Source organism: Pontibacter akesuensis, assembly GCF_001611675.1.
Taxonomy (GTDB): Bacteria; Bacteroidota; Bacteroidia; order Cytophagales; family Hymenobacteraceae; genus Pontibacter; species Pontibacter akesuensis.
This window is the reverse complement of record NZ_CP014766.1, coordinates 2,386,916-2,407,313: the sequence shown is the minus strand read 5'-3', so window position 1 is coordinate 2,407,313 and position 20,398 is coordinate 2,386,916. Positions and strand designations below refer to the sequence as shown.

The window sequence follows — 20,398 nt, the reverse complement described above, 5'->3', positions numbered from 1 at the left end:
TATTAAAGATACATCTCTTTCCCGCATAAACCATACCACCCTTGCCTGAAGCAGCAATACAACATGGTTTAAAATTACACTGGTTAAATGAGAAAAGTTAAGCTGGCAACACCTCAGAGAGTATAAGTTCGCCTTCCGCTAAAAATCAACCTGGTAGAGCCACTCCATCTGGCTCTGTGTCACGAAGGCGGGCATCAACCGGAAAGCTGCATTTCGGGAGCCACGCAGCATCGGGTGCTGCCACTGAGATACTGCCCCGAGCAAGCGCGACAGGCGGATAACTTTAGCAGTGCGGGCTAACCGCCGTTGTTCATATTTCGCCAGGGCGGCTTTTATACTTGCCGCCTGCTGCAGGCACTGCCCCAGTACCACCGCATCCTCTATGGCCTGGCAGGCGCCCTGCCCCATGTTAGGCGAGGTAGCATGGGCCGCATCGCCCAGCAGGAGCACACGACCGTAGGCAAACTGCTTCAGCGGCTTCAGATCAGCAATGTCGTTCCAGATAAGTTGTGTGGGCGGCGTGGCACCAATGATTGCGGGTACGGCTGCCGGCAAGTCAGAAAAGTGTGCGGCAAGCGCAGCGGGTGTCATTTGCCGCATCTTGTCGCTGTTTTGCGGGGCGTTGATGCAGGCGTACCAGTAGATGCCGTTGCCCTGCAGCGGGGCAATTCCCACGCGCCCCTGCGGTGCCCAGGTTTCCGCCGAGATCATTTGGTTGATTTCTACGCCGGGATTTTCCACCACGCCGCGCCAGCACGTATAGCCCGCGTAGCGTGGTTGGCTGTGGGGCAGCAACTGCTGGCGTATAGCCGAGTTGATGCCATCGGCGGCAATAAGCAGGTCTGCGGCGGCCTGTGTGCCATCTTCAAACTTTATCTCCACCTGCTTTTCCTGCTGCTTTATACTGGCGGCACGCTTGCCCAGCACCAGGGTACCAGGCTGCAGGCGCTGCTGCAGTACCTCATGCAAATCGGCCCGGTGGATCACAAAATTGTTGATGCCATACTTGCTGCTCAGCGGGCGCGTATCCATGTTGCTGATCACGTTCCCGTTCTCATCGAAAATCACCAGCGCCTCCAACTGCTTCCCACGCGCTACCACCGCATCGGCCACCCCCAGGCGCTGCAGGCCTTGAATGGCGTTTGCCGCAAGCCCCACGCCTGCCCCAACCGGTTTGAGCTCAGGCGCGCTTTCGTATACTTTTACGTCCACACCAATTTGCTGCAGCGCAATTGCCGTACACAATCCCCCGATGCCTCCTCCTACGATACTTACTTTCATGTTCTGTTTCTGCTTTTGAACCTGCCTGTTTGGCTCCCGTTCCAGACAAAAGTTTTATATTGGTCAAGTATAAAGCCTTTAGTTGATTTTACAGAGCGCTTCTTTATCTACACTAATAACAACGATTACATGAAAAAGACCCTTTACCTGCTCACGCTTTGCCTTACGTTTGCCCTTTCTTCCAACGCCCAGTCAAAGGCTGAAACTGAAGTAGCCGCCGCCGTTGACAAACTAAAAACCGCCATGGTAGACGGTAACCAGCAGGCACTCGAAGCCATCACGGCAAACGAACTTAGCTACGGCCACTCCAGTGGCAACATTGAGGATAAGGCTGCCTTCGTCTCCTCCCTCACCAGCGGCAAGTCTGATTTTGTAACCATGGACCTGACCGAGCAAACGGTGAAAGTAGCGGGCAAAACAGCCATTGTGCGCCACAAGCTTTCTGCCGAAACAAACGACAGCGGCAAGCCGGGCACGGTAAAGTTAGGTGTAATGCTCGTGTGGCAAAAGCAGCAGGGCCAATGGAAACTGCTGGCACGCCAGGCTTACAAAATCTAAGTTTATACTTGCTAGCTCTAAAACAGGGAAGCCGCATCAAATATTTGGTGCGGCTTCCCTGTTTATACTTACGCTTTAGAATCTTATTTATACGTTTACCTCGCTCTCCTGCTGCTGGCGTCCAAACACTTTAGAAATCCACTTCGGCAGGAACACAGAACCCAGGATTAAGTATGGATAGTAGGTGATCAGGCGATACAGCACCACCACCACGCTACTGAAACCGCCCAGGAACAAGCCAAAGAAACTCGGAAAGGCCATCTCCACAATTCCGGCTCCGCCCGGCGTAATGGCAATCAGCATCACGATCCAGAAAATGAGGTTGCGGGAAATGATGAGCAGGTGTTCGCTGAAATCAACATCCACGAAGGCGGCAATCAGGCAGTTTAGCAGGAAATAGCGCGCGCTCCACACAAAAACGGTAGAGACGATGGCTTTGGTCCAGTAGGCCGTGTCCTTGCCCTTCAACTGTTGCGAGGCCCACATAATCTCGTTGCCATGCTGAAACGCGTTAACGCGCCACTTGCGCAAAAACCCGATGGAAGTAGCCCGCAGCAACAGCCACTTAAACGCCCGCGGCTTCACGAAAAGCGCGTAAATCATCAGGAAAGTATACACCGCAATCAGGCCGTAGCTGATGTAGAAGGCAGATTTCAGCTTGGCTACATCCGAGGGATCAAGGTTGAAGGTAGGAAACACCTCCCCCTGCGACACCAGCAAGGCGATGGGCGCGGCAACGATGAAGAACATGTTGTCCAGCACCGCTGTCAGCATGACGTACGCCAGTGATTTGCCCAGCGGAATACCCTCTTTGTTCAGGATGATGGTGGCCACGGTGGTGCCACCCACCACAGAGGGGGTCACGGCCGAGGCGAACTCCCAGAGCATAATCACGTCCAGGCTGTTGCGCCAGGTAAGGAACTTGTCAGTCAGGTGCCGGATACGGAACATGTAGCCGAAATCGCGCACCACCAGCACCGCCAGCGCGGCCACCAGCCACCAGATGTTGGCCTGCGCCAACCCCTTCAACTCACTTACTTTATCATCCTTGATAAAAAGCCACGCGGTAGCCGCCAAACCCAGGAAAACGGGTATCAAGACCTTAACCGGGCTGAAGCTTTTAAGTATGGTTTTTTTGTTCTGGTCCATGTAGTGGGGCGAAGTTTGCCCGGGCGCTGGTTCAATGCGCCTGGCAAACACGTAAAGCTATCAAGCGCACATCAAAAACCCATTCTTTCCGCTGAAAATTGAATTTATACTTGTGCGCACTTATTCGGGAAGGCATTCAAAACACCTGCTTTCCCCTTGAAACGGGCTATTCCGCCAGCAGTTGCATTACCTGCGTGGCCTGGCCCTGCGCCTCCATAATCACAAAGTCGTTGAAACCCTCGCCTACCTCAATGCTGATCAGGTTGAGTTGCAGCATGTCGAGGATGGCCAGGAAGTTGAAGATCATCCCGATCTTGTCCGGGTACTCCTCCACTAGCTTCACAAAAGACAGGTGGTTGCGCTCCTGCACCATTTTCAGGATAATGTCGCGCTGCTCCTCCACCGTGTACGGAAACTGGATAACGGTATGCTTAGGCCTGTTCTGCTCCTCCTCGTAGCGGGTCATCACTTTCTCGAACACGCGCATGATCTTGTACAGGCTTAAATCCTGCAGCTCGTACTCAAAGTGATTAGCGTTGGCAATCTGCTGCAGCTCCTGATGAATGTTGCCGCGATTCTCCTGAGCCAGGCGCGCATCCTCCATCTCCGACAGATCCGGGGTGGCGCTTTTATACTTCTTGTACTCCAGCAGGTGCTGCACCAGTTCCTCGCGCGGGTCTATCTCGTTGCCTTCCTCATCCTTCTCGGCGCGCGGCAGCAGCATTTTCGCCTTGATGCGCATCAGGGTGGCCGCGGTAAGTATAAAGTCGCTGGCTACCTCAATGTTCAGCTGCTCCAACTCCTTCAGGTAGCCCATAAACTCATTCGTGATCTGGAAGATCGGAATGTCATGAATCTCCAACTCATCACGCTCAATAAAGAAGAGCAGCAGGTCGAACGGACCTTCAAACAGCGGTAATCTAATCTCGAAACTCACCTTTTAAAAATTAAGGGCGCGTGTGGCTGCGCGGAAAACAAAAATAAGCATTTTTAGCGGATTGGAACACAGCCCGCTCCCCCTCAACCCAAACCGGCACCGCCATAGTTCACAACCATTTGCCACAGCACAGGTATACAGCAAAACATATATTGCCTGGCTGCCCCCACAGCGCCACAAGTTTCCCGTAGCCACCTGATCTTTAGGTGGTTTTAGTTGCTATTATGCGTTGGTGCGCAATTTGACTTAAACGGGTGGCGGCTTGTGTTTTATATTTTAGTAACTTTACCTTTTGGCTGATAGGCTACAATGCGCGCGTTGTAAACTTTCGCCAAAACTTTTTGTTAGAGGTCTATAAGGACAATCCTATGATCAACAAACCCGGAGAGCTGCTTGCTTCCATAAACTCACCTGCCGACCTGCGGAAGCTGAAGCCGGAGCAGATGCTGCAAGTGAGCCAGGAGTTAAGGCAATTCATTATTGATGTCGTTTCGATTCATGGTGGCCATTTTGGCGCCAGTCTTGGCGTGGTGGAGCTCACAACGGCGCTGCACTACGTGTTCAACACGCCTTACGACCAGTTGGTATGGGATGTGGGGCACCAGGCTTACGGACACAAGATTTTGACGGGCCGCCGCGATAATTTCCATACGAACCGCAAGCACGGCGGCATCTCGGGCTTTCCCAAGCGCAAAGAAAGTGAATTTGACACCTTTGGCGTAGGCCACTCCAGCACCTCCATTTCAGCGGCGTTGGGTATGGCGGTAGCCTCCAAGTATAAAGGTGAGGACGACCGACAGCACATTGCTGTGATTGGCGACGGTGCCATGACGGGCGGTATGGCGTTTGAGGCCATGAACCACGCCGGCGTAGCCAACGCAAACCTGCTGGTGGTGCTCAACGATAATTGCATGAGCATCGACCCGAACGTGGGCGCGCTGAAAGAATACCTCACCGACATCACCACCTCGCGCACCTACAACAAAATGCGCGATGAGATCTGGAACATCCTGGGCAAGATCAGCAAGTTTGGTCCGGACCCACGCCAGATCGTTTCCAAGATAGAAAGCGGCATCAAAGCTACGCTCCTCAAGCAGAGCAACCTGTTCGAGGGGCTTAACTTCCGCTACTTCGGCCCGATTGACGGCCACGATATCAACCACCTGATCTCCGTGATGGAGGACCTGAAGCATATTCCAGGTCCGAAAATCCTGCATTGCCTTACCACCAAAGGAAAAGGCTTTGCCCTGGCCGAGAAAGACCAGACCAAGTGGCATGCGCCCGGCCTGTTTGACAAGATCACCGGCGAGATCTACAAAAAGCACCACGATACGCCACAGCCTCCGAAGTACCAGGATGTGTTTGGCCATACCATGGTGGAACTGGCCGAGCAAAACCCGAAAGTGATGGGCGTAACGCCTGCCATGCCATCCGGCTGCTCGCTAAATATTATGATGGCGGCCATGCCGGAGCGTGCGTTTGACGTGGGCATTGCTGAGCAGCACGCTGTTACCTTCTCTGCCGGTTTGGCCACGCAGGGACTGGTGCCGTTCTGCAACATCTACAGCACCTTTATGCAACGTGGCTACGACCAGGTGGTGCACGATGTCTGTCTCCAGAACCTGAACGTGGTGTTTTGCCTCGACAGAGCCGGTTTTGCCGGTGCCGACGGCCCAACGCACCATGGCGCTTACGATATTGCTTACATGCGCTGCATCCCGAACATGGTGGTAGCCGCCCCGATGAACGAGCAGGAGCTGCGCAACATGATGTACACTGCCTCTCAGGAGGATATGGGTCCGTTCACGATTCGCTACCCGCGTGGCGAAGGTGTGATGCCCAAATGGCGCACGCCGCTGGAGCTGCAGCAGGTAGGAAAAGGCCGCACCATTCAGGAAGGAGAGGAAGTTGCCATCCTAACATTCGGCCACATCGGAAACTACGCAGTGGATGTTTGCCAGAAGCTGGCACTTGACGGCATCACCCCAGGCCATTACGACATGCGCTACGCCAAGCCGCTCGATGCAGAGCTGCTGCACCACATCTTCAGCAAGTATGAGAAGGTGGTAACCGTGGAGGATGGCTGCCTGCAGGGTGGTTTCGGAAGCGCAGTACTGGAGTTCATGGTCGATAACGGCTATACATCCCAAGTGAAGCGACTTGGTATTCCGGATGCCATCTTTGAGCACGGCTCACAGCTGGAGCTGCAGCACGAAGCCGGTTTCGCCCCGATCGACATCGAAAACACCGTGCGGGAGCTTGTTGGCGTAGCAGTGAAAGTATAGACATTAGACGCTAGCTAGTAGACTTTAGATAAAAGGCCTTGCAAGTATAATCTTGCGAGGCCTTTCTATTTTGTCTGAATCAGGATTTACAGAATTACTAAGATTGGCAGGATTAGCTTTGAAGATCAATTTTACAACTTCTAAACCTACAAAACCACAATCTGCGCCTGAAATTAGAAGTATAAACTGCTAACTTCGTCATGTTAATCTTGACTCATACAAGAGAGGTCTAGTATCTAATATCTCATTATGGCCAATACCCACACCGATGCCGGCTCCGGCGATGTTCTGGTTTTTCTGCATGGCTTCTGCGAGAGCAAGCAAGTATGGGCGGAGTTTGTGCAGCCGCTGCAGCAGCAATTCCGCATCATCACGCTGGACCTGCCAGGCTTTGGCGAGAACATCGAAAACATCAGCAGCTACAACATGGAAAGTATGGCCGACTATGTGAAGCAGCAGCTGGAGGCGTTAAACGTGCGGCGGTTTTTACTGGTGGGGCACTCGATGGGCGGATACGTGAGCATGGCTTTTGCGGAGAAGTATGGCCACCTGCTCAAGGGTCTTTGTCTTTTCCAGTCCTCTGCTCTGCCTGATACCGACGAGAAAAAGGAACAGCGCAGCAAGAGCATCGATTATGTGGAGCGCCATGGCGTGGCCAACTTCATTAACCCTTTCGTGGAGCCGCTCTTTTACCGCGAAAACCGCGAGCGGCTGGCTCCGAAAATCGAGATGATGAAGGAAATTGGCCGCGCTACTCCTAAAGAAAGCGTAACAGGAGCCATGGCCGCCATGCGCGATCGCGCTGATCGCACTGAAGTACTGCAGCAACTGAAATGTCCGGTACTATTTGTTTTCGGCAAAGAAGACGGAGCCGTGCCGCTGGACAAAGCGCTGGAGCAATGCCACCTGCCGGGCAACAGCATGGTAAACTTCCTGGAGAAAACTGGCCACATGGCCATGTTTGAACGCACCCATGAAACCCGCCTGGCCCTTCAGAAATTCGCCGAAACGATCTTTTGAGTTAGAAAGTTTAGAAGCTAGAAGGTTAGAAAGTCATTCCTTCACCTCCTAACTTCTAAACTCTCTAACTTTCTAACTCCCACACTTTCTAACGCGCCCTATGCCTTCATCGCGAATTCTGCCGACCATTGTCTTTTCGCAGTTTGCGGGTACTTCGCTGTGGTTTGCCGGGAATGCGGTGCTGCCTGAATTACAGGCATCACTAGGCTTGCAGGAGGAGGCGTTGGGGCTGCTTACTTCGGCGGTGCAGTTTGGATTTATACTTGGCACCCTTTGCTTTGCCTTCTTTTCGCTGGCTGATCGTGTGTCGCCGCGCAAGCTGTTTTTAGGTTGCGCATTGTTCGGCGCCCTGGCAAATGTGCTGGTGCTGTATACAGCTACAAGTATAACCGGCGTGCTGCTTCTGCGGGGTGCCACAGGTTTTCTGCTGGCGGGCATTTACCCAGCGGGCATGAAAATAGCGGCCAGTTGGTACAGCGGCAAGCTGGGCAAGGCCATCGGTTACCTGGTGGGTGCGTTGGTGCTAGGCACGGCTTTTCCATACTTGCTGCGCGGCTTGGGAGCGGCGCTTCCTTGGCAAACTACTTTGCTGGCAGTAAGTATACTGGCCGCTGTGGGCGGCGTGCTGATGTACCTGCTCGTGCCAGACGGCCCTTACTTGTCAAAAGGCGCTAAGTTTGAGGTGGGCAACATGCTACGGGTTTTCAAGGCGCGGGAGTTTCGAGCGGCGGCTTTCGGGTACTTCGGGCACATGTGGGAACTCTATACGTTTTGGGCTTTTGTGCCGGTTATACTTGCCTTCGCTTTCCCGGGCTGGCAACCGAGCCGGTTAGCCCTTATGACCTTTTCAGTCATCGCCGCTGGGGCAGTTGGCTGTATCGGCGGCGGATATCTTTCGCAGCGCTGGGGCAGCGGCTGGGTAGCGTTTGCGCAGTTGCTGCTTTCAGGGGTGTGCTGCGTGCTTAGCGTTTGGGTGTTTCAGGCACCTTCGCTGCTCCTGCCCTTCCTGGTATTTTGGGGTGTGGTGGTGGCCGGCGATTCGCCACAGTTCTCCGCGCTTACGGCACGCATGGCTCCTCCGGAGTTAGTGGGCACGGCCCTCACGGTTGTCACCTCCATTGGTTTTGCCATCACCATCATAAGCATTCAGCTAACAGGCTTCCTGGCTACGGTGCTCCCGCTGCCGTGGCTTTTTGTTCCGATTGCCGTAGGCCCGCTGCTGGGTTTGCTTACCGTGCGGCCGCTTACCGCCAAATGAAAAACGGCAGCCTGCCAAAGCAGACTGCCGCTATAAATCGAAACCACTGATTTATACTTCAAATCAGTAAATAAGTTATTTTTTCACTTCCAGTTCCAACACGGTACCATCCGCGCCACGCAGGTTGAGTTCGTCGTCATCCAGCTTCTGCACTTCAAAGTTCTGTGTCACGTCCTGGCCCTCAAACTGCAGCGTCAGGCGTTTTGCTGCCTGGTCAAACTGCCAGGTACCGGTTTGCAGCGAACCGCCGCCACCCATGGCAAAGCGGCCATCGGCATAGAACTGCATGGTTTGCGCTTTCTCTTCCTTGCTCAGGTCCTGCTCATCGCCTGCAGCATTTAGCTCTTCATTAGCTACCCAGGTTTTATTGTCCGGGCCTGATAAGAGGGTCTCTGCCCCTACTTCCTCCTTATCACCACCGCAGCTTAGCAGCAGCACGCTTAGCAACAGGGAATACAGCATGTTTGATGTCTTTATACTTTTCATAGTTTGTTTCTTTCAGATGAATGCAAATTTCCCGCCGCCATACTTCGGCTGCGTCTGTCCCTTTACGGCAGGGCATACTTTCCTGTTGCCGCAAGGGCAGTATAACTAACTGCCTCTTGCGGCGTATCTTATACTGTGCGGCAACATGGACGTGCCGCGGCTATGAAAACCTTAAGACTTAAAAAGAATTAGTATGGGACTGTTAGATTTTTTCAATAAGAAGGGCAAGGAAGAGAAAGCATCAAAACCAACAAGCAATGTACAATCCTCCAAGCGCGTAGAAACTCCAAAGGGCACGCAGCCCATCAGCAAGGGCGGCGATATGGTAACCAAGTCCCCCGGCCATCCGGAGCAGGGTTTTTACAGCGAAAGCGATAAGCAGCAGACAACCACTGCCGGCCCGAACCAGGATATTTACACTGTGCAGAGTGGCGACTCCCTTTCAAAAATTGCGAAGAAGCACTACGGCGACGCCAATACGTGGAAAAGGATTTATGAGGCGAACAAAGACAAGATAGGCGACAACCCCGACCTGATTCGCCCCGGCCAGCGTCTGGTTATTCCCCGCGACTAAAGATACTGTTTGTGTTTAAAGCAGAACGGCCAGCCTCAAAAGGGCTGGCCGTTTCTTTGTGTCTGGCGCTTTCTTAAATCTGGATTAAGTTATACACACCTAGCTTCTCCTAGGAGCGGAATTTACCCCTCCCCAGCCCTCCCCTAAAAACAGGGGAGGGAGTGAGGCTTTTGGTCTGATATCTTAACGGAATTATCAGCAACCGTAAAACATCCCCCTACCCCTTCAAAGGGGGACTTGGACAAAGGTATATGGCAACTGCTTTTGCCATCTGAACTGATTTTAGTCTTTGGGTGGGGGTAGGGGCCCTCGAAAAAGAGCGCCTTGTAATTGATGCGGTGCCAGCAGCTTCAATTGCACAGCGCAATGCCCGAGGACGAGGCCCCGCTCCTGTAGGGCCCCTGCCCCAGCCGTGAGCGCTCCAAAGCCAGAAGTGAAACAGTAGGTATTTGGGAACTAGAGGATGAACAGAGGCTAGAAAGGATAGCTTGGCTGAAGTTGCGGAAACAGCGGCTAGAATGAATAGCGAAATCAATGAATAAACGCGACAGCTTTCCGAAGCCCCTCTTCCTAGTGCTCTCCCCGAGGGGCGTGGGAACTAGAATGCTTATGACAGTATGAAACGTGAGACTAACAACTACAATCTTGTTCTGCTACACGGAAGATACAAGCGTGCGCTTGCACTAGAGACGCCTCCAAGTATGACTGGCATGAAAAAAGCCTGCCAGAAGTGCGTCTGGCAGGCTTTGAATCAATAAGTATACTTTCAATACTGCTTAGAAACGCTCGTCGGCAGAGAAGTAGAAGTCGCCTTCAATCTGTGCGTTCTCATCAGAGTCTGAGCCGTGAACAGCGTTTGCCTCGATAGACTTCGCGTACTTCTTACGGATGGTGCCTTCCTCAGCCTGGGCCGGGTTCGTCGCGCCGATTAGCTTGCGGAAATCCTCCACGGCGTTGTCCTTCTCCAGGATCATAGCCACGATAGGGCCAGAAGACATATATTTTACCAGGTCGCCGTAAAACGGACGCTCCTTGTGCACTTCATAAAACTTTCCGGCACGCTCCTCTGTCAGCTTTGTCTTTTTCATCGCTACCACGCGGAAGCCGCCTTCTTCGATCATCTTAGTTATGCCGCCAATGTGGTTATCTGCAACCGCATCAGGTTTAATCATAGTGAATGTGATGTTTCCGGCCATGTTTCTTTTTACCTTTAGTGTTTATACTTCTTATTTAAGTTGGCAAAAGTAGCGCATTTCGGGGAATATTAGCAGACTTTTAGGTTATAGTTTAGTTAAGTGCCACATTTGTATTGTAGGCGGCACGGCGGCAGCAAAATAGGGCTATTGTTGCTTTACACGTATTTTATTCAGAAATTCGCGCCTTATATCCTTATTAATCAGAGGATTTATCTACTCAGTATGCATAATATTAATGCTCTAAAAGAGCTTTTAAGTGAGCCTAAAGAGGTGATGATCACCACGCATCATAAACCGGATGCCGATGCACTGGGCTCGTCGCTTGGCCTGGCGGGCTACCTGAAAAAGAAAGGCCACCACGTTACGGTAATCACCCCGTCTGATTATCCCTCTTTTCTGAACTGGATGCAGGGCAACGACGATGTGATGGTATACTCAGAGAAAAACGACGCCCTGGTGCAGCGGATCATCAACGAGGCCCAGGTTATCTTTTGCCTTGATTTCAACAATCTCTCGCGCATCAACGAGATGGGCGAGTATATCCGGCAGGCACCAGGCACTAAGGTGCTGATAGACCACCACCTGCAGCCCGAAGACTTTGCCGACCTGGACTTTGCCAACACCGACGCGGCTGCCACGGCAGAGATCGTGTATGACCTGATTAAGGCAATGGGCGACGGCGACATGATTGACGCGGGTATCGGCGAGAGCCTTTACGCCGGCATTATGACGGACACTGGATCGTTCCGCCACCCAAGCACTTCTAAGAACGTGCACCTTATCATTGCCGACCTGCTGAACATCGGGGTGAGAACTTCAGACATTCACCGCCTTATTTACGACAGCTCTTCTGAACTGCGCCTGCGCTTTTTGGGTTATGCCTTGAAGGATAAACTGGTGGTGCTGCGCGAGTATAACACCGCCTACATCTCCATAACAGCCGACGAGCTGAAAAAGTACGACTCCAAAACAGGCGATACGGAAGGACTGGTGAACTATGCGCTGTCAATCGAGGGCATTGTTTTTGCCGCCCTTATCATCGACCGCAGGGAAGCCGTGAAAATGTCGTTTCGCTCGGTTGGTGCTTTCTCGGCAAACGAGTTTGCACGGGAGCATTTTAACGGCGGCGGCCACAAGAACGCAGCAGGCGGCATGTCGCTGGACTCGCTGGAAGCCACGGTAGCGAAATTCGAAAGCTTGCTGCCCGCTTACAAAGAGAAGCTGCAGCAGGCCACAACCAGGTAATCAAAATTATATCAACCTATATTAAATGCTATCTAAAACCAAATTCTTATTGCCGGTACTAGCCGGTGCGTTACTGTTGCAGGGCTGCAACAAAAATAACGATGAGTTCTACACGACTGCCGACGGTCTGACTTACAAGATCTTTGAGCAAAATGAGGACGGTGAGTACGAAAACAAAGGAGAAGTTGCTGCAGAGGACACTACCGGTGCCAAAATAGGCCAGGTGGTAACGATGCACATGTCTTATAAAAACGACGCGGACTCCCTCCTGTTCGATTCCCGTACCCAGGGTGCGGGCATGCCGATCATGATTCCGGTTATGGAGCCGTCTTTCAAAGGCAGCTTAGAAAATGCGTTGATGATGCTTTCTCCGGGAGACAGCGGTGTGTTTAAGGTGAACGCCGATTCGCTTTTCGCGAAGACGTTTGGACAGCCAATGCCGCCGTTCATCAAGCCGGGCTCTAACCTTACCTTCTTTTTGAAGGCAGAGAAAGTGCAGTCGCGTGAGCAGGCAATGATAGACCAGCAGAAGATGTTTGAAGAGCAGATGAAGCAATCGCAGGTACGTGCCACTGAGCAGCTTAAAATTGACGATGCCATCATTCTGAAGTATCTTCAGGAGAAGAGCCTGCCAAACGCGCAGAAAACTGAGTCAGGCGTGTACTACGTGGTAACCGAAGAAGGCAAAGGCCCACAGGCAAATGCCGGCGACCAGGTAACTGTGCACTACGTGCTCACGCACCTGGACGGCAAGCAGCTGGAGTCATCACGCGAGAACGCGATGAACAACAACGAGCCATTTAAGTTTGTACTTGGCCAGGGCCAGGTAATCAAAGGATGGGATGATGCCATTCAGCAACTGAAAGAAGGCAGCAAGGCTACTTTGCTTATTCCTTCTACGCTGGCTTACGGTGAGCAGGAGCGTGGCCCGGACATGCCAGCCAACTCTATCCTGCGCTTCGACATTGAACTGCTGGACGTAGAGAAACAACAATAGTAAACGCTAATTATGTTACAAAGCATCCTTAACAAGAACAGAAGCGGCCTTATGGGCGCGCTTCTGATTTTTGCATTTATTTTATCATTCTCCGCCTGCAAAGAGGAAGACAGTTTCTATACCGATTACAAGGCAAAGAACGAAGAACAGCTACAGGAGTACTTTAAAGCCAAGGGCATCGATCCGGGCACGCTGGTAAAAACACGCAGCGGTTTATACTACCAGAAACTGGAAGAGGGCACCGGTGTCAATGTTTTCCGTGGCGACAGCGTTGCGGTAAATTATACAGGCATACTGCTGGATGGCAACGAGTTTGACTCCAGCTACAAGCGCGGCAAACCCCTTAAGCTGAAGGTAGGCATTGGCGGCGTTATACCGGGATGGGATGAGGGTTTGCAACTGATGAAGGAAGGCGAGAAAGCGCGTTTGTTCATACCGTCGCACCTCGGCTACGGCCGCCAGCCCGTGCAAGGCATACCTGCCAACTCGGTGCTGGTGTTTGATATGGTGATAGAGGATGTTTGGTAAGCAATACCAAATGCTATAAAAAAAGGCCACTGGAGAAATTCGGTGGCCTTTTTTGTGAGCTATACTTAGGCCAGCACCTCTGAAAGTATAGCCAGTGATTTAATCTCCCCCAGCTTATCCACATGCAGCTGGTAGTAGCGGATGAGGATATCGAGCAGTTCGCGGCGCACTTTGCCGTTGGGTACCGTAGCGTTGTTCGGGTCCTGCAGCAGCTGGTTGAAGTATACTTCGTGTACCTGCATGGCCATCACGGTGGGTGCCGAGGTAGCCGATTGAGCATTAGACGAGAAAGCCACCTGCTCCACCACCTCTGCCCCGGAGCCAGGGCCAAAGCCCAAGTGGTAGCTTAACTGCAGCAAAAACACCAGGTGAAAGTTCTCATAGCCCGTGTCCATCTCATCGAACGTGATTACGGCGTGGTACAGGAAGTGAAACAGCGAAGGATTCTCCTCCTCCTCTTTTATCGTACGCGCCACCACCTCCGATAAAAACAGCAAAATACTGCTCTTCCGGATGTCAAAGGGAATAGAGGAAAACGGATGAGCCGACCGAAACTCATTGATGCGCGTAAGCCCTCCCCTGGCCGAAGTATAAACCACCATGTCGAGCAGCGTGAACGGCTGGAACAACGCAATGCGACCACCGGGCTTTTGCCTCCGCACGCCATTCACGATATAGGACTGCACGCCCAGCGCCTCCGTATACATTTTAGAGATGATGGACGTTTCCCTATACTTGATGCTGCTAAGCACAATGCCCCTTGTTTTAACTAACATGCTCTAAAGTACGGCTATTTTGCTGATACAGGTTTGATCGCCGTTCTCGCTTGCACTGAGCACAAGGTACACGCCCGCCTTCACGCGTTTTCCGTTGTAATCGCGAGCGTTCCAGGCAAAAGTGCCGCCTGTTGCCTTGCCCCGGTACACCAGCGTGCCGGATACATCGGTGATGCGCACATCGGCATTGTTAGGCAAACCCGAAACGGCCACTTGACCAGTATAATCTGTGCGCACCGGATTGGGAAATACCACGGCGCATTCAGGCTCTCCCTCCGTAATGGTGGCTGTGGAGCGGAAGGAGGCAAGGCCCGCATCAGTGGCGATAAACACCTCGCCCGACTGGTGCTCTACAGCCACGGAAAGCACCTTGTCAGATGGCAGCGGACTGTTTCGGGAAGTATAATGCGCCAGCAGTTCATCACCGTCCGCCCCGAAAAGCCATAAGCCGTTGTCGGTGCCCATCCACTTGCGGTTGGCCCCGTCTACGGCAATGGTTCGCACCACCTGCCCATCCAGTAGCGGCCGCCCATTGATGATGGGAATGCGGGCATCGTACGGCGAGCTTTCGAACGCAAAAGCCGGGTTGTAGTACACGCCTACCCCATTGCCTGTGCCTACCCAAATATCACCGTTCAGGTCTCTGGCCATGCTGTAGACGGCTGCACTCGGCAAGTTACCGTTGCTCTCTCCGGTCGAGAGCCTGCGGGTGCGGTTCTGCTGTGCATCAAACACCAGCACACCACCTACACGCCCACTCATCGGGGCAACGGAAAGCCATTTCTGGCTGTAATCGTCCAGCACAATTTGCGACAAGTATGTGGCATCGGCTATACCCTGTAAGTCATAGGATTGCCAGGTACCGTCCGGCGCGAGTTTGTGCAGTCCTGCAGCACCGGAACGGCGGTTGAGGTTCACCACCCAGACATTCCCCTCGTAATCCACTGCCACATCCGATACCCGCACATCATCCGGCGCCCCCTCTATACTTAGCAGCGGACTGTTGGCGCTGTTGTACAGGGTTGCCTGCTCCGGCCCCTCCCACGCAAGCAGGCCCGAGCCGTAGCTGGCCAGGTAAAGCTTGTTGGTGGTGGGGTTAAATTCGGCACTTACCAGATCCTGCGCAGCAGCAAAGCCAGGTGCAGGAAAAAGAGAGCGGTTATAGCTAGCCCATTGGCCTTTTCCATAGGTGTAGAAGCCGTTCCAGGAGTTGAAAGGCGTATAGCTCTCGCTGAAGCCGCCACTTAATACATACACTTTGCCCTGGTACGAATAAACAAAGAAGCTGCTGCTGGCATAGGGGCCGTTGGGAGCAAAAGCGGTGGCTTCAGTGCCGCTTTGGTTAAGTTTTATTAGACCTCTGCTGTTGTCGGCAACCCAAACGGTCCCATCGGCGGTGGCAATAGCTTCGTGTGGCTGAGTAATAGCGGAGTTATTTAAAGTATAAGCCTGCCCTTGCGCATCCAGCAGCATGACACCCGTGGCAGTGGCTACTGATAGAAATGACGGGGAGGCATTTATACTTCGGATAGGGGCAGCTGTGGTGATAGCAACTGCCCATGCACCGTTCGTGTAAGTATAGATACTGCTGCCCGAACTGACATAGAGCGTGTTGTTGAAAGTAGCGAGTCCAGTTACGGCAGCAGCGGCGGGCAAACTGCCGTTCACGTTGCGCCAGCTTCTAAAATCCTGCAGGTTGGCTCCTGCCGCCGGAGCTGCCAACACGCCGTGGTTCGTGGCGAGGTATATAGTACCCTGAAGTATGGCGACGCTACTGACACCGGTTTCTGCGCCACCGGGGCCGAGGGCGCGGTACGTGCTCTGCACCTCCTGCTTGGGCAGGTTCAGTACCACCACCCCGAAACTGGTGGCCAGGTAGGCCAGCCCCTTGTGCACATACACGCTGTTAATCTGCTTCTCCCCGGGTATCCGCTCCCGGAAGATGTCTGTGATCGCGTAGGTTTCTGCATCGGTGAGCAAGTCTACTTTCGTGTTAGCGTAAGCGATCACCAGTATTTGGGAGGTTTCGTCGTAGGCAATGTCGCTGATCTGCTGCTCGCTTAAGCCGTCTACTGTCGTTACCGTTTCGAGGGAGTTAAACTCGGTATCATAATAGAAAAGACCGTTCTCCGCTGCCAGGTATACTTTGTCGCCGGCCACGGCTACGGCCTTGCCGCGCTGGTAAGGCACGTGCACCTGCCAACTCCCGATAGGCACCGGGCTTTGCGCCTGCACCTGCCCCACCGCCAGCCATACCAGCAGCAGCAAGTATAAAGTGCGCAAGGTTAAGGCAAGTATGGCGTTCACGGCAAGTATAAATCAGTTCAGTGTTGCTTGTTCTTCAATCCTTCCTTAAAGCAATGGCGGCAGCGGGCCTCGTACGAATCGGTTTCGCCGAGCAGCACCTGCTTCTCATCCGCAGCAATCCGGAAAGAGTAGTTGGCGATGTCCCCGCATTGTACGCATACGGCGTGCACCTTGGTCACGTACTCTGCCACCGACATCAGCGCTGGCATGGGCCCAAACGGCTTGCCGAGGTAATCCATGTCTAACCCGGCAGCGATCACGCGCACGCCGCTGTTAGCCAGCTTCACGCATACTTCCGGCAAACCTTCGTCAAAGAACTGGGCTTCGTCGATGCCCACCACATCGCAGCTGCCGCCCAGCAACAGCATGTCCTGGGCAAAGCCGATCGGTGTGGAGCGGATGGCGTTGGCATTATGCGACACCACGTCTTCCTCGTGGTAGCGCTTATCGATGGAGGGTTTGAAGATCTCTATTTTCTGTTTCGCAATCTTGGCGCGATTCAGCCTCCTGATCAACTCCTCCGTCTTCCCTGAAAACATGGATCCACAAATTACTTCGATCCACCCTCGTTTGTGTGCGGGATGTACGTTACCTACGCGCGGTTCAATAAACATCTGTTCTGTGTGGTGTGCTAATTGTAAATGTGTGAATACGATGGTAATGTGCTGCTCTGACAATGTGCGGATTGTCTGAATCAGGATTTACAGGATGAGCGGATTTACAGGATTTTCATACATTATACTTCCCAATCACTCATTTAAACCTTTCTAACCCTCTAACTGCTATACTTCATGTGCGGCAGTTTTGTCTGTTCGGGAACATTTCCGGTAACTTCTCCGCCAGTCAGCGTACATTGGCACGTTAATCGTTCGTTATCCTTCAGCCGGCCCTTTTCGCGGTAGCGAAGCTCTGCTGCCGAGAGCGGCGAAAAGTTCGGGAGGCCCTGTTGCACCACAATGCGGCAGGAAGTGCAGCGTCCTTTGCCGCCGCAGGCGTGCATCCAGTCGGTGCCCTGTGCCTGCAGGGCCTTGAGCAGGGTTTGTCCCTCGGCTACCGCCACCTCCAGGCCGAACAGGTTTTGCACTCTTAACTTCGGCATAATTTTATAACTTTACAGAAGAAAGCGATACCAATGGAAGACAAATATAATCAATTACACCTGGAACGGTACAGCAAAGAGCTGGCAAATCTGCTTTGCGACCGTCACTTTGCCTCACACGACACCCTGAACGGGCCTCAGCTGATCAGTTTTACGCCCATCAAGCAGGTAAACCTTTTTGTGATCAAAGAGCTGCTGCTCAAGTGGCACCAGGAGATGGCCAACCTGCGCAGCCCCTACTTCGACTATGAGCACGAGGAGGTGAAGGAGGCGCTGCTGAACTTTATGAACGTGATCTCGCGCAAGATCCTGATGAAGCGCAATGCGTTTGAGCCGCTGCTGCAGAAAGCCATTTACGACACCTTTCTGGTGGTGCTGGCGCCTGTTACCACGTTTGAGGAGAAGTTTCTGCGCATTCAAGAGGAAATTACGCTGCCAAAGCTGCAGGAGAACCTGCGCTATATCGACATCGACAAAGCGCTCTTTGCCGGCTTTATTGATACTTTGTCGCCGAGCAGCCGCGACCGCGAATACATACTTAGCCGCTTTAAGCTTTACATTAACGCCAACCAGCAGCAGCGCACGCCGCTAAGCCAGCTGCTCAGCCAGTTCAACAACCTGCTCCCGATAACCGAGGAAGAGGTGAAAGAACAAGCTCCAGCCGCCTACGCAGCGCCAAAGCCTGCGCCACCGGCGCCGGTACAGGAGAAAGACGTGGTGGCCCCGATCCACACAGCGCAGCGGGAGGCTCAGGTGCCTGTGGCGCGCCCGGCCATGTACAAGCAGGAGGATGACGATGCCGAGGATGAGGCCCCGGTAAACGTGCGCCCCACGCTAAACGATAACTTCCGCAAGGCGACGCCAGTATCCTCCTCTGTCGCCGATTCGCACAGCAACCGCAAAATAGACTCGCTGAAGAACTCTATTTCCATTAACCAGCGCTTCAGCTTCATCAACGAGCTGTTCGACGGCGATAACCTGACCTACTACCAGACCATCCAGACGCTCGACAACTTCACGGATGCGCAGACTGCCACACAGTACGTTACCCACACCCTGGCCCCCAAGTATGACTGGACCAAAAAGCAGGAGCATGTAAACAAACTGCTCCGCCTGGTGGAGCGCAAGTTCGCCTGATCTGCCACGTATAAAGTATAGAAAAAGCCGCTGCCAACACAGCGGCTTTTTTTGTGCCCGTAACAGGTCATTCAAGGCAGTACCGGTGCCATCGGCATACGGCAGCCCGGTATTTCGCAAAAAGAGAAAACATGGCAGAATTGGCTCCGTAGGCATTGCAAATAAGCAGCTGAAACATTAATTATGCACCCGCTTTACCAGCGCCGCTTGCTTTGGCCTGACGTTTGGCTTTAACCGGGGTGCTTTAAAAAATAAGCCCAATCCGACACAAACAGCTTTGTAACCCGTACTAACATTTTAAACAAAACAGCTTACCAGCCATGAAAGACGATTTTGACTACGACGACGACCTCGCTTTTAACGATGACGAAGATGAGGATGAAGATGACTTCGGTATGACGTTTGAAGAGGACCTGTACCTGATGATACGGGAGAAGCTTCGTGACACCATACAGGAGTACAAGGGGGAGTATCCTGCGCTGAAGAAACTGGAAAGTGCCGTTAGCTCATTTAAAGTGAACGTGAAGAATACTGATGACGCCAAGTTTTACCCGCTGGCGGCCAAGCTTCTAAGCGAGCACATCAAACCCCTGACTCAGGACTCTGAGGAGATTCAGGAGATTTACGACAACATGCAATCTGACATTACGCGCTTCAAAAACCAGCGCGCCCACGGCTACGAGGGCGAGCTGTACCTGACAGCCTAAGCGCAGGAAACATATAGAATCAGCTTACTATATTGATGAAAATATATAGTAAGCTGATTTTTTTTGCCTCCCCGGCCTTTTTTTTCGGCTCCCCGGGCACACTATCCAGCTTACTTACAGCGTTTTAACAAAGCGAACGTATAAGAAGGCATACCAGCAGGGGGCATAGAAGCTTAGCGGCTTGTAAAATATTTCTATATTTGCCCCTATAGAGTGCAACCATTTTTAGGTTTTCGGAATCTTCTTTGTATAACATCAACTCCCGGAAGCTGTGCTACTGACTTTTATACGCTACCCAAAATTCAACAAACTTAATACTCCGGCAAAAATGGCTACACATAAGCTATTACCTGGAGAGCAGTACCTTATCCAGACTGTGGATAAGCGCCTCGCCCTCACGACACATCGCCTGATTCAGCGGCGCGCCATCTGGTCCCAAAAGGCCGGGCAGGCCGTCATGCTCGAAGACATCGCCGCCTGGGAGCTAAAGCTCTCCGGCAATACCCTATACCTGCTCCTAAGTATCGCGGCGGCGTTGCTCGTATATTTCAACGATTCCTTCTTCTTGCTGAGCGGCTTCTTTATTGCCCTTTACCTGATGACGCACCGGCGAAAAGTGCATGTGCGCACCACAGCAGGAGACACCATGGTGTTACCGCTGGATGTTGAGGACAACAGCATCCGCAGCCTGATTGACATGGTGAAGCAGGCCCAGCACAACCGCGTTTCAACGCTCCAGTTCAACGAACCTAGTATGGCGGCGGCATAGGCCGCTCCTTTAGATATAGTAAAAAGCACCCACACCGGGTGCTTTTTTGTTTTGTAGCCACTGCCGGCAATAACTTGGCACAACTAGCG

20 protein-coding genes are annotated in these 20,398 nt (G+C 52.7%); 11 read left to right on the top strand and 9 right to left on the bottom strand.

Annotation, left to right across the window (positions count from 1 at the left end; all coding sequences use genetic code 11):
* Positions 1-138: 138 nt before the first annotated feature.
* Positions 139-1,281, bottom strand: coding sequence for an FAD-dependent monooxygenase (locus tag A0W33_RS10230; protein WP_068838049.1), 1,143 nt, complete (start codon positions 1,279-1,281; stop codon positions 139-141).
* A 129-nt stretch (positions 1,282-1,410) separates the two neighbouring features.
* On the opposite strand from A0W33_RS10230, the gene A0W33_RS10225 reads away from it, so the two are divergent.
* The gene (locus tag A0W33_RS10225) at positions 1,411-1,839 is read left to right on the top strand and encodes a nuclear transport factor 2 family protein (RefSeq protein ID WP_068840057.1); all 429 of its coding nucleotides are present in this window, start codon (positions 1,411-1,413) and stop codon (positions 1,837-1,839) included.
* A gap of 87 nt (positions 1,840-1,926) precedes the next feature.
* Here the strand turns inward: A0W33_RS10225 and A0W33_RS10220 are convergent, their stop codons facing one another.
* Positions 1,927-2,988: a lysylphosphatidylglycerol synthase transmembrane domain-containing protein gene (locus tag A0W33_RS10220; protein ID WP_068840056.1), complete on the bottom strand. Its 1,062-nt coding sequence runs from the start codon at positions 2,986-2,988 to the stop codon at positions 1,927-1,929.
* Between the two features lie 166 nt (positions 2,989-3,154).
* The gene (locus A0W33_RS10215) at positions 3,155-3,925 is read right to left on the bottom strand and encodes a segregation and condensation protein A (RefSeq protein WP_172798107.1); all 771 of its coding nucleotides are present in this window, start codon (positions 3,923-3,925) and stop codon (positions 3,155-3,157) included.
* A gap of 368 nt (positions 3,926-4,293) precedes the next feature.
* Here A0W33_RS10215 and dxs point away from each other — a divergent pair, with 368 nt between their 5' ends.
* The 3 genes from dxs (at position 4,294) to A0W33_RS10200 (ending at position 8,488) form a co-directional block, all read left to right on the top strand.
* Positions 4,294-6,210, top strand: coding sequence for a 1-deoxy-D-xylulose-5-phosphate synthase (dxs, locus tag A0W33_RS10210; protein WP_068840054.1), 1,917 nt, complete (start codon positions 4,294-4,296; stop codon positions 6,208-6,210).
* A 249-nt stretch (positions 6,211-6,459) separates the two neighbouring features.
* Entirely contained in the window at positions 6,460-7,230 is a 771-nt protein-coding gene (locus A0W33_RS10205) for an alpha/beta fold hydrolase (RefSeq protein WP_068838048.1), read from the top strand.
* Between the two features lie 100 nt (positions 7,231-7,330).
* A complete protein-coding gene (locus A0W33_RS10200) occupies positions 7,331-8,488 on the top strand; it encodes an MFS transporter (RefSeq protein WP_068838047.1) in 1,158 nt (385 codons plus the stop codon).
* Between the two features lie 75 nt (positions 8,489-8,563).
* Here the strand turns inward: A0W33_RS10200 and A0W33_RS10195 are convergent, their stop codons facing one another.
* Positions 8,564-8,974 (bottom strand): hypothetical protein, encoded by a 411-nt coding sequence (locus tag A0W33_RS10195; RefSeq protein WP_068838046.1) that lies wholly within the window; start codon positions 8,972-8,974, stop codon positions 8,564-8,566.
* A 193-nt stretch (positions 8,975-9,167) separates the two neighbouring features.
* Here A0W33_RS10195 and A0W33_RS10190 point away from each other — a divergent pair, with 193 nt between their 5' ends.
* Positions 9,168-9,548 carry a LysM peptidoglycan-binding domain-containing protein gene (locus A0W33_RS10190; protein WP_071890032.1) on the top strand — a complete coding sequence of 127 codons (381 nt, stop codon included), beginning with the start codon at positions 9,168-9,170 and terminating at the stop codon, positions 9,546-9,548.
* A gap of 776 nt (positions 9,549-10,324) precedes the next feature.
* Here A0W33_RS10190 and A0W33_RS10185 read toward each other — a convergent pair.
* Entirely contained in the window at positions 10,325-10,744 is a 420-nt protein-coding gene (locus A0W33_RS10185) for a nucleoside-diphosphate kinase (protein WP_068838045.1), read from the bottom strand.
* A 222-nt stretch (positions 10,745-10,966) separates the two neighbouring features.
* On the opposite strand from A0W33_RS10185, the gene A0W33_RS10180 reads away from it, so the two are divergent.
* The 3 genes from A0W33_RS10180 to A0W33_RS10170 are packed head-to-tail and all read left to right on the top strand — an operon-like array spanning position 10,967 to position 13,514.
* Positions 10,967-11,989, top strand: a complete 1,023-nt coding sequence (locus tag A0W33_RS10180) for a DHH family phosphoesterase (RefSeq protein WP_068838044.1) — start codon at positions 10,967-10,969, stop codon at positions 11,987-11,989.
* A 25-nt stretch (positions 11,990-12,014) separates the two neighbouring features.
* A complete protein-coding gene (locus tag A0W33_RS10175; RefSeq protein ID WP_068838043.1) occupies positions 12,015-12,986 on the top strand; it encodes an FKBP-type peptidyl-prolyl cis-trans isomerase in 972 nt (323 codons plus the stop codon).
* A gap of 12 nt (positions 12,987-12,998) precedes the next feature.
* Entirely contained in the window at positions 12,999-13,514 is a 516-nt protein-coding gene (locus tag A0W33_RS10170; protein ID WP_068838042.1) for an FKBP-type peptidyl-prolyl cis-trans isomerase, read from the top strand.
* 65 nt (positions 13,515-13,579) lie between these two features.
* Here the strand turns inward: A0W33_RS10170 and recO are convergent, their stop codons facing one another.
* The 4 genes from recO to A0W33_RS10150 form a co-directional block, all read right to left on the bottom strand.
* Complete coding sequence (gene recO, locus A0W33_RS10165) at positions 13,580-14,290, bottom strand: DNA repair protein RecO (protein WP_068838041.1); 711 nt, start codon at positions 14,288-14,290, stop codon at positions 13,580-13,582.
* Between the two features lie 3 nt (positions 14,291-14,293).
* Positions 14,294-16,597: a type IX secretion system anionic LPS delivery protein PorZ gene (porZ, locus tag A0W33_RS10160; RefSeq protein ID WP_068838040.1), complete on the bottom strand. Its 2,304-nt coding sequence runs from the start codon at positions 16,595-16,597 to the stop codon at positions 14,294-14,296.
* A gap of 17 nt (positions 16,598-16,614) precedes the next feature.
* Positions 16,615-17,211, bottom strand: a complete 597-nt coding sequence (locus A0W33_RS10155; protein ID WP_068838039.1) for a thymidine kinase — start codon at positions 17,209-17,211, stop codon at positions 16,615-16,617.
* Between the two features lie 161 nt (positions 17,212-17,372).
* Positions 17,373-17,696: a 2Fe-2S iron-sulfur cluster-binding protein gene (locus tag A0W33_RS10150; RefSeq protein WP_068838038.1), complete on the bottom strand. Its 324-nt coding sequence runs from the start codon at positions 17,694-17,696 to the stop codon at positions 17,373-17,375.
* Positions 17,697-17,729: 33 nt separating this feature from the next.
* Between A0W33_RS10150 and A0W33_RS10145 the strand changes: the two genes are divergently transcribed.
* The 3 genes from A0W33_RS10145 to A0W33_RS10135 all read left to right on the top strand — a co-directional run bounded on the left by A0W33_RS10145 (position 17,730) and on the right by A0W33_RS10135 (position 20,309).
* Positions 17,730-18,833 carry a hypothetical protein gene (locus tag A0W33_RS10145; RefSeq protein ID WP_068838037.1) on the top strand — a complete coding sequence of 368 codons (1,104 nt, stop codon included), beginning with the start codon at positions 17,730-17,732 and terminating at the stop codon, positions 18,831-18,833.
* A 320-nt stretch (positions 18,834-19,153) separates the two neighbouring features.
* A complete protein-coding gene (locus A0W33_RS10140; RefSeq protein WP_068838036.1) occupies positions 19,154-19,540 on the top strand; it encodes a hypothetical protein in 387 nt (128 codons plus the stop codon).
* A gap of 328 nt (positions 19,541-19,868) precedes the next feature.
* Positions 19,869-20,309 carry a hypothetical protein gene (locus tag A0W33_RS10135; RefSeq protein ID WP_068838035.1) on the top strand — a complete coding sequence of 147 codons (441 nt, stop codon included), beginning with the start codon at positions 19,869-19,871 and terminating at the stop codon, positions 20,307-20,309.
* Positions 20,310-20,398: the final 89 nt, after the last annotated feature.

Coding starts and splice junctions, on each gene's coding strand:
- A0W33_RS10200 (WP_068838047.1), top strand. CDS start 7,331: ATGCCTTCATCGCGAATTCTGCCGACCATTGTCTTTTCGCAGTTTGCG.
- A0W33_RS10135 (WP_068838035.1), top strand. CDS start 19,869: ATGGCTACACATAAGCTATTACCTGGAGAGCAGTACCTTATCCAGACT.
- A0W33_RS10170 (WP_068838042.1), top strand. CDS start 12,999: ATGTTACAAAGCATCCTTAACAAGAACAGAAGCGGCCTTATGGGCGCG.
- A0W33_RS10230 (WP_068838049.1), bottom strand. CDS start 1,281: ATGAAAGTAAGTATCGTAGGAGGAGGCATCGGGGGATTGTGTACGGCA.
- A0W33_RS10180 (WP_068838044.1), top strand. CDS start 10,967: ATGCATAATATTAATGCTCTAAAAGAGCTTTTAAGTGAGCCTAAAGAG.
- A0W33_RS10175 (WP_068838043.1), top strand. CDS start 12,015: ATGCTATCTAAAACCAAATTCTTATTGCCGGTACTAGCCGGTGCGTTA.
- A0W33_RS10205 (WP_068838048.1), top strand. CDS start 6,460: ATGGCCAATACCCACACCGATGCCGGCTCCGGCGATGTTCTGGTTTTT.
- recO (WP_068838041.1), bottom strand. CDS start 14,290: ATGTTAGTTAAAACAAGGGGCATTGTGCTTAGCAGCATCAAGTATAGG.
- A0W33_RS10195 (WP_068838046.1), bottom strand. CDS start 8,974: ATGAAAAGTATAAAGACATCAAACATGCTGTATTCCCTGTTGCTAAGC.
- A0W33_RS10155 (WP_068838039.1), bottom strand. CDS start 17,211: ATGTTTATTGAACCGCGCGTAGGTAACGTACATCCCGCACACAAACGA.
- A0W33_RS10225 (WP_068840057.1), top strand. CDS start 1,411: ATGAAAAAGACCCTTTACCTGCTCACGCTTTGCCTTACGTTTGCCCTT.
- A0W33_RS10220 (WP_068840056.1), bottom strand. CDS start 2,988: ATGGACCAGAACAAAAAAACCATACTTAAAAGCTTCAGCCCGGTTAAG.
- A0W33_RS10150 (WP_068838038.1), bottom strand. CDS start 17,696: ATGCCGAAGTTAAGAGTGCAAAACCTGTTCGGCCTGGAGGTGGCGGTA.
- A0W33_RS10190 (WP_071890032.1), top strand. CDS start 9,168: ATGGGACTGTTAGATTTTTTCAATAAGAAGGGCAAGGAAGAGAAAGCA.
- A0W33_RS10140 (WP_068838036.1), top strand. CDS start 19,154: ATGAAAGACGATTTTGACTACGACGACGACCTCGCTTTTAACGATGAC.
- dxs (WP_068840054.1), top strand. CDS start 4,294: ATGATCAACAAACCCGGAGAGCTGCTTGCTTCCATAAACTCACCTGCC.
- A0W33_RS10185 (WP_068838045.1), bottom strand. CDS start 10,744: ATGGCCGGAAACATCACATTCACTATGATTAAACCTGATGCGGTTGCA.
- A0W33_RS10145 (WP_068838037.1), top strand. CDS start 17,730: ATGGAAGACAAATATAATCAATTACACCTGGAACGGTACAGCAAAGAG.